This is a genomic window from Pseudomonas sp. PB106 (assembly GCF_009764645.1).
GTDB lineage: Bacteria > Pseudomonadota > Gammaproteobacteria > Pseudomonadales > Pseudomonadaceae > Aquipseudomonas.
Genome location: NZ_RWIM01000149.1, coordinates 1 through 13176, shown reverse-complemented (window position 1 = coordinate 13176; position 13176 = coordinate 1). Strand labels below are relative to the sequence as shown.

The following is a 13176-nucleotide window of genomic DNA, read 5'->3' as shown; positions in this document are numbered from 1 at the left end:
GGCTGCGATCTTTTGATTTCGTTTTTAAGATCAAAAGATCGCAGCCTTCGGCAGCTCCTACAAGGGATCAGCAATTACCAGGGAATCGTTTCACCCTTGTAGTTGATGAAGTGATGGCCGCCCTTGCTGGCATACGCGTTCACCTGGTCCACCAGCCCACGGGTGCTGGTTTCCACGTCCAGGTCCGCACCTTCACCACCCATGTCGGTCTTCACCCAACCCGGATGCAGCGACAACACCGTCAGCTTCTGCTCACCCAATTGCGTGACAAAACTATTGGTCATCGAATTCAGCGCAGCCTTGCTGGCCTTGTACAACGCCAGTTCCGGCGCGTCGGGCACGGTCACGCTGCCGAGCCCGGAACTCATGAACGCGAGCACGCCGCTGCCGTCACGGATCTGCCCGGCGAAGCGTTGGGCCAGATTGATCGGCGCCACGGCGTTGGTAAAAAACAGCTGACCGACTTCGGCCAGTGTCGCGCCGCCCGGTGTCTGATCGGCCGGGCCTTTGACCCCGGCGTTGACGAACAGCAGGTCGAAGGTTTCGCCCTTGAGCTGTTGGCTCAGCGCGATCACCGCTTGCTGATCGTCCATGTCGAGCTTCTCGATCCGCACCTTGCCCAGCGCTTGCAGCGCCTCGGCGTTTTGCGGATTGCGCACGGTGGCGGTGACCTGCCAGCCGTCGGCCAGCAGGGTTTTCACCAGACCGAGGCCAAGGCCCCGGGAGGCGCCGATGATCAGTGCGTTTTTTGCAGACATGATGGGCTTCCTTGATGAATGAGGATCATGGATTCAATGGACAGGCCTGACCGAGCCGAAGTTGCAGCTCTTGCCGCAGCACGTCGAGTTCGCGCATGCGGGTTTCGATCAGTTGCAGTTTGTCGCGCAGCAACTGCGCGACGGCGTTGTCCGGATCGGGGGCGTTCCACAACGCGGCGACGCTGTCACCGATCTCGCCGAGGGTAAAACCCAGACGCTGTGCGGTCTTGATGTACAGCACCAGTTGCAGCATTTCCGGCGGATAGTCGCGATAACCGTTGGAACTGCGCTGCGCCGCGATCAGCCCGCGCTGTTCATAGAAACGCAACGTGTCACGGCTGACGGCGCTGGCCTGGGCTAATTCACCGATACGCATGCTGGCTCTCAAAACAGCTGTTGACCCTGGAGCATACTCCAGGCTTTACCGTGCTTGCTCCCTGAATTTCTGGAGCAAGGACGATGTGGACTTCAACCCAGTATCGCAACGTGGTGCGCGGCAGTGCCTGGTATGACCTGATCGTCACAGCAGCGTTTGCCACGCCGTGGAGTTTTGCGCTTGTGCACGGGTTGTTGAGCGCACTGAATTTGCCAGGCGAACTGCCGGCGTTTCAGCCTGTGCATATGTTGATGGCGAATCTGTTGGGGTCGGTGGTGTGTGTTTGGGCGGTGCTGCGGATTCGTGATCCGCAGGCGCTTTATGGACGGTATGACGCGGTGGCCAGATTTCTGTTTGCGGCTTGGCAGGCGTATGCCTTGTTGCATGGCGCCAGTTCGATATTGCTGGTTTTCCTGGTCTTCGAACTGGCGTGGGGCATTGCTCAGGTGTTGCCTGTGCGGACGCCTTCGCGAGCAAGCTCGCTCCCACAGTGTTTGTGTCGTGCACAAAATTTGTGATCACCACTAAACCTGTGGGAGCTGGCTTGCCAGCGATGGGGCCATTGAACTCAACGCATCAATGCCCCGCCTGCCAAGGCTGCCCCAACGAAACCGGTGCATACAATCTTGTACGCAGTGCATCCCGCGACAACAGCACCAACACCACAATCGTCGCCACATACGGCAGCATCGCCAGCAAACTCGACGGAATCGCCAGCCCCAACCCCTGCGCCACCAAATGCAGGATGCTGGCGAGGCCAAACAGATACGCCCCGAGCAACAACCGCCACACCCGCCAACTGGCAAACACCACCAGCGCCAGCGCGATCCAGCCGCGCCCGGCGGTCATGTTTTCCGCCCACATCGGCGTGTACGCCAGCGACAGATACGCTCCCGCCAGCCCGGCCATCGCCCCGCCAAACAGCACTGCCAACGTACGCACGGTCAACACCGGCAAGCCCATCGCACTAGCCGCATCCGGGTTCTCGCCGACGGCCTGAATGATCAGCCCGACACGACTTTTGATGATCACCCACGCCACCAGCGCAAACAGCGCGAACGACAGATACACCAGCAAATCCTGCGCGAACAGCATCCGCCCGATCAGCGGAATTTCACTCAGATACGGAATCGCCAGCGGCTCAAAACCGGCCAGCGGTTTGCCTACCCAGGCCGCGCCGACAAAGGTCGACAGCCCGACACCAAAAATCGTCAGCGCTAGGCCGGTCGCCACCTGATTCGCGTTGAACACCAGCGCCACCAAGGCAAACAGCGATGACAGCAACATGCCGGCAAGCATCGCCAACAACACGCCAAGCCACAGGTTGCCGCTGTTCAGCGCGACGATGAAACCGATCACCGCGCCAAACAGCATCATCCCTTCCTGCCCGAGGTTGAGCACGCCGCTCTTCTCGCAGATCAGTTCACCCAACGCCACCAGCAACAGCGGCGTGCCGCAACGCACCATGGCGTAGAAAATATTGCTCAACAGGTCGATATCCATCACAGCGCTCCGGCGGTTACGGCAGTGGTCGAAGTGCGCTTCGCCCAGCGCAGGTTCAGGCGTGGCCGATAAAGAATCAGCACGTCACAGGCGAGCAGGAAAAACAGCATCATGCCCTGAAACAACTGGGTGATCGCTTGCGGCAGATTCAGGCTCATCTGTGCGCTCTCGCCACCGATGTACAGCAGTGCCATCAGCAGACTGGAGAACAGAATCCCGATCGGATTCAGTCGCCCGAGGAACGCCACGGTGATCGCCGCATAGCCATAACCCGGCGACACCTGCGGCACCAATTGGCCAATCGGCCCGGTCACTTCGCAGACGCCCGCAAGCCCGGCCAAGCCGCCGCTGATCAACAGCGCCAGCCAGATCAGCCGCTTCTCGCGAAAGCCGACGAAGCCCGCCGCACGCTTGTCCAGGCCAAGCACTTTGATCTGGAAACCGACGAAGCTTTTCTGCAACAACACCCATACCGCCACCAGTGCGAGCAAGGCGAAATACACGCCTGCATGCACGCGGCCATCCTCCATCAACAACGGCAAACGGCTGGCGTCGCCGAACATCGCCGACTCGGGAAAGTTGAATCCGGCCGGATCCTTCAACGGCCCGTGTACGCAGAACAACAACAGGTTCAGCGCGATGTAATTGAGCATGATGCTGGTGAGGATTTCGTTGGCATTGAAGCGGGTGCGCAACCACGCAGTCAGCCCGGCCCATGCCGCACCAGCGAGGGTGCCGGTGAGCAGAATCAACGCCAGCGCCCAACGGCTTTGCATGTCGATGATGTTCACCGCCAACGCGCTGCCGGCGAGTGCACCGAGGAGCAATTGACCTTCGGCGCCGATGTTCCAGATCCGCGCCTGATACGCCACCGCCAGGCCCAGTGCACAGAGCAAAATCGGCAACGTTTTCACTAGCAGTTCGGAGACACCATACAAATCACTGACTGGCGCGATCAGCAACGTGTGCAAGGTTTGCAGTGGGTCATGGCCGAGGGCGATGAACAGCAGCGAACCGCAGCCGAGCGTCAGCGCCGCCGCCAACAACGGCGAGCACCACAACATCAATCGCGATTGCTGGCCACGGGGTTCGAGGGAAAGCAGCATGTTTTTGAAACTCCGTTAAACCGTGACGGCTGAAGGTGGGTTGTCGAACTGTCCGGCCATCCAGCCGCCGACATCGCTGAGTTGTGTGTCGCCGGTGTCGTGCAACGCCGACAGACGTCCGCCGCACAAGGCGCCGAGGCGGTCGCTGATCTGGAACAGTTCATCGAGGTCTTCGGAAATCACCAGAATCGCTGCGCCGGCATCCCGTAGCGCGATCAGTGCACGGTGAATGGTCGCGGCGGCACCCACGTCGACGCCCCAGCTCGGGTGCGCGGCGATCAGCAGTTTCGGTTGCTGAAGGATTTCCCGACCGAGGATGAATTTCTGCAGGTTGCCGCCGGACAGGCTGCGTGCAGCGGTTTGCGTGTTAGGTGTTTTCACGCCGAAACGCTGAATGATCTGTTGGGCGAGGGCTTCAACTTTGCCGCGTTCGATCAGGCCGTGGCTGACCAAGCCTTGCTGGAAAGCGGTGAGCAGGGCGTTGTCCGCCAGACTCAACTCCGGCACCGCGCCGTGACCGAGGCGTTCGGCGGGCACGAACGCCAGGCCCCGTTTGCGTCGCGCGTCCGGGCGTAAATCGCCGACGTTCTGCTCTGCGAATCGAATGGTGGCCGCTTCGGCCCGAGGCAAGGTCTGTTCGCCGCTGAGCAGGGCGAGCAATTCATCCTGACCGTTGCCGGCAACGCCAGCGATGCCAACGATTTCACCGCTGCGCACTTCCAGGTCGATGCCTGAAAGCGAGCAGCCGAACGGGTCCGGGTTAGCCCAACTCAAGCCGCTGACCTGCAAAAACGCCTTGCCACCGCTGACCTTCGGATAATCACCGATCAACGCCGCCGCTTCGCCGACCATCAATTGCGCCAGTTGCTGATCCGAACACTGCGACGGCACGCAATGCCCGGCCACGCGCCCGGCGCGCAACACCGTCGCGCTGTGGCATAGCGCCCGAACTTCACCGAGCTTGTGGCTGATAAACAGAATGCTGCAGCCCTCGGCAGCGAGGCGGCGCAGGGTGATGAACAACTCGTCGGCCTCCTGCGGGGTTAGCACTGAGGTCGGTTCATCGAGAATCAGCAGACGAATGTCCTGCATCAGGCAGCGAATGATTTCTACCCGTTGCCGCTCGCCAATCGACAGGCTGTGGACAAGTCGTTCCGGCTCCAGCGCCATGCCATAACGGCGCGACACTTCGCGGATTTTCGGTTCCAGTTGCTTCGGCGTACCGGCCGCCGCGCCCATCGCTAGTGCAATGTTCTGCGCCACGCTGAGGGTTTCGAACAGCGAGAAATGCTGGAACACCATGCCGATCCCCAACTGCCGCGCTTGCGCCGGGTTGCGGATATTCACCCGTTGACCTTGCCAGAGCATCTCACCTGAATCGGCGTGGGTGACGCCGTAGATGATTTTCATCATGGTACTTTTGCCCGCGCCGTTTTCGCCGAGCAGGGCGTGAATTTCTCCGGGGGCGATGGTCAGGTCGATGGCATCGTTGGCCAGACAACCGGGGTAGCGTTTGCTGATATGGCGCAGTTGCAGGCGCGGGGTTGCAGGAGCAATGGGCATGACAGGCTCGACTTGCTTGAAGTTGTGCCTGTGGATAAAGCAATTTCCTGGCCATTGAGTCAGGAACCCGAGCAGGCCGCGTCTCTCAGCATCGGGTGTAGAGCCGCGCGTACACATCGGCTGCAACGGCGGCACCAAATCAGCGCAAAGCCGTTGATCGGGCTCCAGTTTTGCCCGCTATTAACTGATCAAAAAACGAGCAATCGTCCGGGGACTAGGCCGCACCTGCGACAGCGGCGGTCATGAACGGCTTATCCACAGGTTGTTCCACAGTAATTGTGCGCAAGCTGAATGACCGGGCATAAGCACTGAGGTGCTTTCTTCTAATGGTGCTAAACGAGGCTAACTGGTTGTTTCTAATTGATATTTACACTTCGTCGGGCGAATTGAACGAAAAGTGAACAAACCGCGCAAAGCCGCGTGACAGAAGGGTTACAGCGTTATGTACTCAGGTTATCCACAGTCGGGTGCACAGCAGATGTGGGCAAGTATGGGGAATGAGGAAAACTGGGGATGCCCTAAAAGATCGCAACCTTCGGCAGCTCCTACAGGGGGGCACGCATTTCAAATGTAGGAGCTGCGGAACGCTCGGGCCGCGATCGGACGATCTTTTGATCTTTTATCGTTGCAGCAAAATGCGCCCGCGACTCAGATCAGCAAGCTGCGTCTGCAAAACATCGATCTGCGCTTCACCCACGGCCAACTTCAACTCAACCCCATTGGCCGTGAAGTTTTCTTCGATCACCAATCCACCGAGATCGGCTACCCGCAACTTCACCAGCGCCAACTCGGCAAACCCGCAAGCACAACTCAACGGCACCCGGCTGATCAGCTCAACCTTCGCTGCCGTCTGCAAACATTTGTTCGCCCCACCGCCATAAGCCCGGGCCAAACCTCCGGTGCCCAGTTGAATGCCGCCGTACCAGCGAATCACCAGCACCGCGACCTGATCGCAATCCTGCGCTTCAATCGCCGCCAGAATCGGTCGCCCAGCGGTGCCGCCCGGTTCGCCATCGTCGTTGCTGCGATATTGATCGCCGAGTTTCCACGCCCAGCAATTGTGCGAGGCGTTCAGATCGCTGTGCTGTTCGAAGAACGCCTGCGCATCGGCAGGGCTGCCGATCGGCGTGGCGAAGGTGATAAAGCGGCTTTTGCGAATCTCTTCGCGGTACTCGCAAAAACCGCTGAGGGTGAAAGGCATAAACGTCTTATACAGAAGGAGTGAGGCCGCAGCCTTTGAGGATAATGCGGATCAGGTTGTTGCCGGCGTCTTCCATGTCCTGCTTTGTCAACTTGCTGCGACCGCTGACGCGACAGATCTGCGTCGCAAAGTCAGCGTAATGCTGAGTGCTGCCCCACAACAGGAAGATCAGGTGCACCGGATCGACCGCGTCCATTTTGCCCGCATCGATCCACGCCTGAAACACTGCCGCGCGGCCTGTGAACCAGGCGCGGTAATCCTGATTGAAATATTCGGTGAGGCATTCGCCGCCGCTGATCACTTCCATCGCAAAGATCCGCGAAGCCTGCGGTTGGCGACGGGAGAATTCCATTTTCGCGCGGATGTAGCGGGTCAGCGCTTCCGCCGGATCGTCCTCGGCCGTGAGCGTATTGAAGGTGCTGTCCCACAGCTCAATGATGTTGCTCAGCACCGCCACGTACAAACCGAGTTTGTTGGTGAAGTAGTAATGCAGGTTCGCCTTGGGCAACCCGGCATTCTGCGCGATGGTGTTCATGCTGGTGCCTTTGTACCCGTGACGGGCGAACTCGTCTTCGGCGGCTTTGAGGATGGTCTCTTCGTTCTTCTGACGAATGCGGCTGGCGGGTTTGCCGCCGTGGGCTGGGACTTCAAAGGTCATAGGCACTTCCGGGTTTTGTCTGTGGGTGCAACCAGTTGCGTTGATAGCGCACCCACAGGCATCCGACAAGTCCTTGCGCGATAAAACCGTTACGCCTGTTCGATCTTGTTCAGCGGCGCGGGTACTTCAGCCGCCTCGGTTTTCGACTCCGGCAGTAACAGGCACAGGATGATCGCGGTCAGACCGCCGCTGGTGATGGCCGAGTCAAACAGGTTCTGCACCAGTTTCGGTAGCAGGTGCAGCAGGTTCGGTTGCGCAGCGATGCCCAAGCCAACGCCGAACGAAGTGGCGATGATCAACATGCTGCGCCGATCCAGCGGCGATTGCGCGAGGATGCGCACGCCGGCAGCGGCCACCGCGCCGAACATCACCAAGGTTGCGCCGCCGAGTACCGGTTTCGGAATCTGTTGCAGCACCGCGCCGATCATCGGGAACATGCCGAGACAAAACAGAATCGCGCCGATGTATAGCCCGACGTAGCGGCTGGCAACGCCGGTCAGCTGGATCACGCCGTTGTTCTGCGCAAACGTGGTGTTGGGGAAGGCGCTGAAGGTCGCGGCGATCATGCAGCTCACGCCATCACCGAGCACGCCACCGCGCAGGCGGCTTATATAAGAAGGGCCACTGATGGGCTGGCGGGCGAGCATGCAATTGGCCGTCAGGTCGCCGACGGTTTCGATGGTGCTGATCAGATAAATCAGCGCGACCGGCAGGAAAGCCGTCCAGTCGAAGCTGAATCCAAACTTGAACGGCGTAGGAAAACTCACCAACGGCAAGTCAGGCAATGGCTGTGGCACCAGTTTCCCACTGAACCACGCGGCCAGACTGCCGAGCACCAAACCGATAATGATCGCCGACAAGCGCACCCATGGCGTGTTCGAGCGGTTGAGCAAAATGATCGTCAGCAATACGAATACGCCCAACGCCAGATTGCCCGGCGCACCGAAGTCCGGCGCATTGAAACCGCCACCCAGATCGGTGATACCGACTTTGATCAGACTGATGCCGATCAGGGTGATGACGATCCCGGTCACCAGCGGCGTAACGACCCGACGCAATTGACCGATGAAACGGCTGAGGACGATCTGCACCAGCGCGCCGAAAAAGCACACACCGAAAATCATCGCGAGAATGTCTTCCGGGCTGCCACCGCGTTGCTTGACCAAAAAACCGGCCGACAGCACCGCACCGAGAAAGGCAAAACTGGTGCCTTGCAAGCAGATCATCCCCGCCCCGATGCCGAACGGCCGCCGCGCTTGGATAAACGTACCGACACCGGAAACCATCAACGCCATGCTGATCAGGTACGGCAGATATGCAGTCAGCCCAAGCGCTGAGCCAATCACCAATGGCGGGGTGATGATGCCGACGAAACTGGCGAGCACGTGTTGCAACGCCGCGAGGGTGGCGGCGAGTGGTTTGGGGCGGTCGTTGAGGCCGTAGATCAAGTCGCTGGACGGTGCGGAATCTGGCTGCATGGCTTAGGGCTTCTTATCAAAGGAACGAAGTAATTCCTCCTCTGCAAAAACCTGTCCACTTGCTCAACTTATCTCCCCTGTAGGAGCTGCCGAAGGCTGCGATCCCTTGATCTTGCTGTACTTAACCAACGTCGCGCGCATTATCAACGCGTCGCCGCCAGACTCTCCAAAAAGCTCTCCAGCACCAAATGAGGGCGCCGCCCCTTGCGCGTGACCGATGCGAGGCTCAGGTCGTAGAAACGCGTTCCAGCTTTCAAAGCACGCAAACGCCCCTGCTGCACCCAAAGGCTGGCGTAGTGATCCGGCAAATATCCAATGTAACGCCCGGTCAAAATCAAAAACGCCATGCCTTCACGGTCGGAAGCGCTGGCCGTGCAATTGAGCGCTTGGTAATGCGCCTGGATATCCGCTGGCAAACGAAACGTCGGCGCTATCGCGTCCTGACTGTTTAAACGCTCGTCATCGAGTTGTTTGTCATCGACATAAAACAACGGATGACCCACCGCGCAATAAAGCAGCGAACGCTCGCTGTACAGCGGCTGATATTCCAGCCCCGACAACGCGCTGGCCTGCGGCACCACCCCGACATGCAGGCGTCCATCGAGCACGCCTTGCTCGACTTCGTTCGGCGCAATCATGCGGATCTGGATTTGCACATCCGGCCCGCGCTCTTTCAACTGGGCGAGGGCATGGGTGATGCGCATGTGGGGCAGGGTGACGAGGTTGTCGGTCAGGCCAATGATCAACTCGCCACGCAAATGCTGGTGCAGGCCGTTGACCTCAGTGCGAAAACTTTCCAGCGCACTTAACAGTTGCAGCGCCGATTGATACACCTCGCGACCTTCCTCTGTCAGCGAAAACCCGGCGCGCCCGCGCTGGCACAAACGCAAACCGAGGCGTTGTTCCAGATCGCTCATCTGCTGGCTGATCGCCGAGCGCCCGATGCCGAGCACGGTTTCCGCCGCTGAGAAGCCGCCACACTCGACCACGCTGCGAAAAATCCGCAGCAGGCGAATATCAAAGTCACTGACCTGGGCCAGCGGATCGGGACGGCGGCTGCTCATCTTATTGTTCTCATTGTTTAGCGGAGTTCTAACTGAAGGTTAGAAGAGTTGAATTTCACCGACTTTATCCGCGTGGCAATTTAGCTGCAACAACGCTTTTTATCTCCCTGACGCTTATGCCCTGCGAGGTTTTGCCCGATGAACATGCCTGAAAACGCTCAGTCGCCACTGGCCAGCCAATTGAAGCTGGACGCGCACTGGATGCCGTACACCGCCAACCGTAACTTCCAGCGCGATCCGCGGCTGATCGTTGGCGCCGAAGGCAGCTGGCTGATCGACGACAAGGGCCGCCGGGTATACGACTCGCTGTCGGGTCTGTGGACGTGCGGCGCTGGCCACACCCGCAAGGAAATTCAGGAAGCGGTCTCTAAGCAATTGGGCACTCTCGATTACTCGCCGGGCTTTCAGTACGGCCATCCGTTGTCGTTCCAGCTCGCCGAGAAAATCACCGAGCTGACCCCGGGCAACCTGAATCACGTGTTCTTCACTGACTCCGGTTCCGAGTGCGCTGACACCGCGGTGAAAATGGTCCGTGCCTACTGGCGTCTGAAAGGTCAGGCAACCAAGACCAAAATGATCGGCCGTGCCCGTGGCTATCACGGCGTGAACATCGCCGGCACCAGCCTCGGCGGCGTCAACGGCAACCGCAAACTGTTCGGTCAGGCGATGATGGATGTCGATCACCTGCCGCACACGTTGCTGGCGAGCAATGCCTTCTCCCGCGGCATGCCGGAGCAGGGCGGTATCGCTTTGGCCGATGAGTTGCTGAAGCTGATCGAGCTGCACGATGCCTCGAACATCGCCGCCGTCTTCGTTGAACCTATGGCCGGTTCCGCTGGCGTGCTGGTTCCGCCGCAGGGTTACCTGAAGCGTCTGCGCGAGATCTGCGATCAGCACAACATCCTGCTGGTGTTCGACGAAGTGATCACCGGTTTCGGCCGCACCGGCAACATGTTCGGCGCCGACACCTTTGGCGTCACCCCGGACCTGATGTGCATCGCCAAGCAAGTCACCAACGGCGCGATCCCGATGGGCGCGGTGATTGCCAGTTCCGAGATTTACCAGACCTTCATGAATCAGCCGACCCCGGAATACGCCGTGGAATTCCCCCACGGCTACACCTACTCGGCGCACCCGGTGGCCTGCGCCGCTGGCCTGGCGGCACTCGACCTGCTGCAAAAGGAAAACCTGGTGCAGAGCGTCGCCGAAGTCGCGCCGCATTTCGAAAACGCGCTGCATGGTCTGAAAGGTTCGAAGAACGTTATCGACATTCGTAACTTCGGTCTGGCCGGCGCGATCCAGATTGCCCCGCGTGACGGTGACGCGATTGTGCGTCCTTTCGAAGCGGGCATGGCCCTGTGGAAAGCCGGGTTCTACGTACGCTTCGGCGGCGACACCCTGCAGTTCGGCCCAACCTTCAACAGCAAGCCGCAAGACCTCGATCGTCTGTTCGACGCGGTCGGCGAAGTGCTGAACAAGCTCGACTGATTTTTCCCTCTATATATAAGTACAAACAGCCGGCGCCCCTCGCGGGCGTCTGCGGACAAGAATTCAGGAGTTTTCGATGAGCGTTATCCCGCATTTGATCAATGGCGAACTGGTGACCGAGAACGGTCGCGCGGTTGATGTGTTCAACCCGTCCACCGGTCAGGCTATCCACAAGCTGCCATTGGCCAGCCAGGCAACCATCCAGAAAGCCATCGATGCCGCTAAGGCTGCGTTCCCGGCCTGGCGCAACACGCCACCGGCCAAACGCGCGCAGGTGATGTTTCGTTTCAAGCAACTGCTGGAGCAGAACGAAGCGCGCATTTCGCAATTGATCAGCGAAGAACACGGCAAGACCCTGGAAGACGCCGCCGGTGAATTGAAGCGCGGTATCGAGAACGTCGAGTTCGCCTGCGCCGCCCCGGAAATCCTCAAGGGTGAGTACAGCCGCAATGTCGGCCCGAACATCGACGCATGGTCGGACTTTCAGCCGCTGGGTATCGTGGCCGGTATCACCCCGTTCAACTTCCCGGCCATGGTCCCGCTGTGGATGTACCCACTGGCGATCGTCTGCGGCAACTGCTTTATCCTCAAACCGTCCGAGCGTGATCCAAGCTCGACACTGCTGATTGCTCAGTTGCTGTTGGAAGCTGGCCTTCCGAAAGGCGTGATGAGCGTGGTGCACGGTGACAAGACTGCCGTTGACGCGTTGATCGAAGCGCCGGAAGTCAAAGCGCTGAGCTTCGTCGGTTCGACGCCGATTGCCGAGTACATCTATGCCGAAGGCACCAAGCGCGGCAAACGCGTTCAGGCGCTGGGCGGCGCGAAGAACCACGCGGTGCTGATGCCGGATGCCGATCTGGACAACGCAGTCAGCGCACTGATGGGCGCGGCGTACGGTTCGTGCGGCGAGCGTTGCATGGCGATTTCTGTTGCCGTGTGTGTTGGCGACCAAGTGGCGGATGCGCTGGTAGCGAAACTGGTGCCACAGATCCAGGCGCTGAAAATCGGTGCTGGCACTTCGTGCGGTCTGGATATGGGCCCACTGGTGACTGGTCAGGCGCGCGACAAAGTCAGCGGTTATGTGGATGACGGCGTGGCAGCGGGCGCGACCCTGGTGGTCGACGGTCGTGGTTTCAGCGTCGCGGGTCACGAAGAAGGCTTCTTCCTCGGTGGCTGCCTGTTCGACAACGTCACCCCAGAGATGCGCATCTATAAAGAAGAGATCTTCGGCCCGGTACTGTGCATCGTTCGCGTGAACAGCCTGGAAGAGGCGATGCAACTGATCAACGATCACGAATACGGCAACGGCACCTGCATCTTCACCCGTGACGGTGAAGCGGCGCGTCTGTTCTGCGACGAGATCGAAGTCGGCATGGTTGGCGTCAACGTGCCGCTGCCGGTACCGGTGGCTTACCACAGCTTCGGCGGCTGGAAGCGTTCGCTGTTCGGCGACTTGCATGCCTATGGTCCGGATGGTGTGCGTTTCTATACTCGTCGCAAGGCGATCACTCAGCGCTGGCCGCAGCGTGCGAGCCACGAGGCTTCGCAATTCGCATTCCCTAGCCTTTAAGCAGAAGGGCAGGGCAAAGAAGGCCGACCCCTTATGGTCGGCCTTCGTGTTTTCGGGGTTTTTTGACCGATGTGACAGATTTATGAAAATAGGTGTTGACGGCAGATCTCAGGTGTCTATAATTCGCCCCACTTCCGGCGCAGTCGAAACGGAAAACTCCTTGAGATTCAATGAGTTATGCAGGTTTCGGCAGCAGGTTGCTTCAGTTCATCGAAGCCAAAAGGAAGTTGAAAAAGAGGTGTTGACAGCAGCGTGTAACGCTGTAGAATTCGCCTCCCGCTGCAGAGAGATCTGAAGCGCAAGTGGTTGAAGTTGTTGAAGAATTCTTCGAAAACTTCTGAAAATAATCACTTGACAGCAAATGAGGCTGCTGTAGAATGCGCGCCTCGGTTGAGACGAAAGATCTTAACC

12 protein-coding genes are annotated in these 13176 nt (G+C 59.2%); 3 read left to right on the top strand and 9 right to left on the bottom strand.

Annotated elements, in window-relative coordinates; all coding sequences use genetic code 11:
- Nucleotides 1-74 precede the first annotated feature (74 nt).
- Together EJA71_RS19745 and EJA71_RS19740 are read right to left on the bottom strand one after the other, a co-directional pair.
- Nucleotides 75-761: an SDR family oxidoreductase gene (locus EJA71_RS19745; RefSeq protein ID WP_158959282.1), complete on the bottom strand. Its 687-nt coding sequence runs from the start codon at nt 759-761 to the stop codon at nt 75-77.
- A 22-nt stretch (nt 762-783) separates the two neighbouring features.
- Nucleotides 784-1134 (bottom strand): MerR family transcriptional regulator, encoded by a 351-nt coding sequence (locus EJA71_RS19740; RefSeq protein WP_158959281.1) that lies wholly within the window; start codon nt 1132-1134, stop codon nt 784-786.
- An 83-nt stretch (nt 1135-1217) separates the two neighbouring features.
- Between EJA71_RS19740 and EJA71_RS19735 the strand changes: the two genes are divergently transcribed.
- Nucleotides 1218-1652, top strand: a complete 435-nt coding sequence (locus tag EJA71_RS19735; protein ID WP_158959280.1) for a hypothetical protein — start codon at nt 1218-1220, stop codon at nt 1650-1652.
- A gap of 58 nt (nt 1653-1710) precedes the next feature.
- Here EJA71_RS19735 and EJA71_RS19730 read toward each other — a convergent pair whose 3' ends face one another.
- The 7 genes from EJA71_RS19730 to EJA71_RS19700 form a co-directional block, all read right to left on the bottom strand.
- Complete coding sequence (locus tag EJA71_RS19730) at nt 1711-2637, bottom strand: ABC transporter permease (protein WP_064118442.1); 927 nt, start codon at nt 2635-2637, stop codon at nt 1711-1713.
- Entirely contained in the window at nt 2637-3743 is a 1107-nt protein-coding gene (locus EJA71_RS19725; RefSeq protein ID WP_158959279.1) for an ABC transporter permease, read from the bottom strand. The genes EJA71_RS19730 and EJA71_RS19725 overlap by 1 nt, the downstream gene beginning before the upstream one ends.
- A 15-nt stretch (nt 3744-3758) precedes the next feature.
- Nucleotides 3759-5306, bottom strand: a complete 1548-nt coding sequence (locus tag EJA71_RS19720; protein ID WP_158959278.1) for an ABC transporter ATP-binding protein — start codon at nt 5304-5306, stop codon at nt 3759-3761.
- A 619-nt stretch (nt 5307-5925) separates the two neighbouring features.
- Nucleotides 5926-6507 carry a YigZ family protein gene (locus tag EJA71_RS19715; protein ID WP_158959277.1) on the bottom strand — a complete coding sequence of 194 codons (582 nt, stop codon included), beginning with the start codon at nt 6505-6507 and terminating at the stop codon, nt 5926-5928.
- Between the two features lie 7 nt (nt 6508-6514).
- Entirely contained in the window at nt 6515-7165 is a 651-nt protein-coding gene (locus tag EJA71_RS19710; RefSeq protein ID WP_158959276.1) for a TetR/AcrR family transcriptional regulator, read from the bottom strand.
- 89 nt (nt 7166-7254) lie between these two features.
- The gene (locus tag EJA71_RS19705) at nt 7255-8643 is read right to left on the bottom strand and encodes a uracil-xanthine permease family protein (RefSeq protein ID WP_158959275.1); all 1389 of its coding nucleotides are present in this window, start codon (nt 8641-8643) and stop codon (nt 7255-7257) included.
- Nucleotides 8644-8786: 143 nt separating this feature from the next.
- A complete protein-coding gene (locus EJA71_RS19700; protein WP_053116962.1) occupies nt 8787-9707 on the bottom strand; it encodes a LysR family transcriptional regulator in 921 nt (306 codons plus the stop codon).
- 138 nt (nt 9708-9845) lie between these two features.
- On the opposite strand from EJA71_RS19700, the gene EJA71_RS19695 reads away from it, so the two are divergent.
- Together EJA71_RS19695 and EJA71_RS19690 are read left to right on the top strand one after the other, a co-directional pair.
- The gene (locus EJA71_RS19695; protein ID WP_158959274.1) at nt 9846-11195 is read left to right on the top strand and encodes an aspartate aminotransferase family protein; all 1350 of its coding nucleotides are present in this window, start codon (nt 9846-9848) and stop codon (nt 11193-11195) included.
- A gap of 76 nt (nt 11196-11271) precedes the next feature.
- Nucleotides 11272-12765, top strand: a complete 1494-nt coding sequence (locus EJA71_RS19690) for a CoA-acylating methylmalonate-semialdehyde dehydrogenase (RefSeq protein ID WP_038360740.1) — start codon at nt 11272-11274, stop codon at nt 12763-12765.
- Nucleotides 12766-13176 lie beyond the last annotated feature (411 nt).

Coding starts and splice junctions, on each gene's coding strand:
- EJA71_RS19740 (WP_158959281.1), bottom strand. CDS start 1,134: ATGCGTATCGGTGAATTAGCCCAGGCCAGCGCCGTCAGCCGTGACACG.
- EJA71_RS19735 (WP_158959280.1), top strand. CDS start 1,218: ATGTGGACTTCAACCCAGTATCGCAACGTGGTGCGCGGCAGTGCCTGG.
- EJA71_RS19730 (WP_064118442.1), bottom strand. CDS start 2,637: ATGGATATCGACCTGTTGAGCAATATTTTCTACGCCATGGTGCGTTGC.
- EJA71_RS19725 (WP_158959279.1), bottom strand. CDS start 3,743: ATGCTGCTTTCCCTCGAACCCCGTGGCCAGCAATCGCGATTGATGTTG.
- EJA71_RS19720 (WP_158959278.1), bottom strand. CDS start 5,306: ATGCCCATTGCTCCTGCAACCCCGCGCCTGCAACTGCGCCATATCAGC.
- EJA71_RS19715 (WP_158959277.1), bottom strand. CDS start 6,507: ATGCCTTTCACCCTCAGCGGTTTTTGCGAGTACCGCGAAGAGATTCGC.
- EJA71_RS19710 (WP_158959276.1), bottom strand. CDS start 7,165: ATGACCTTTGAAGTCCCAGCCCACGGCGGCAAACCCGCCAGCCGCATT.
- EJA71_RS19705 (WP_158959275.1), bottom strand. CDS start 8,643: ATGCAGCCAGATTCCGCACCGTCCAGCGACTTGATCTACGGCCTCAAC.
- EJA71_RS19700 (WP_053116962.1), bottom strand. CDS start 9,707: ATGAGCAGCCGCCGTCCCGATCCGCTGGCCCAGGTCAGTGACTTTGAT.
- EJA71_RS19695 (WP_158959274.1), top strand. CDS start 9,846: ATGAACATGCCTGAAAACGCTCAGTCGCCACTGGCCAGCCAATTGAAG.
- EJA71_RS19690 (WP_038360740.1), top strand. CDS start 11,272: ATGAGCGTTATCCCGCATTTGATCAATGGCGAACTGGTGACCGAGAAC.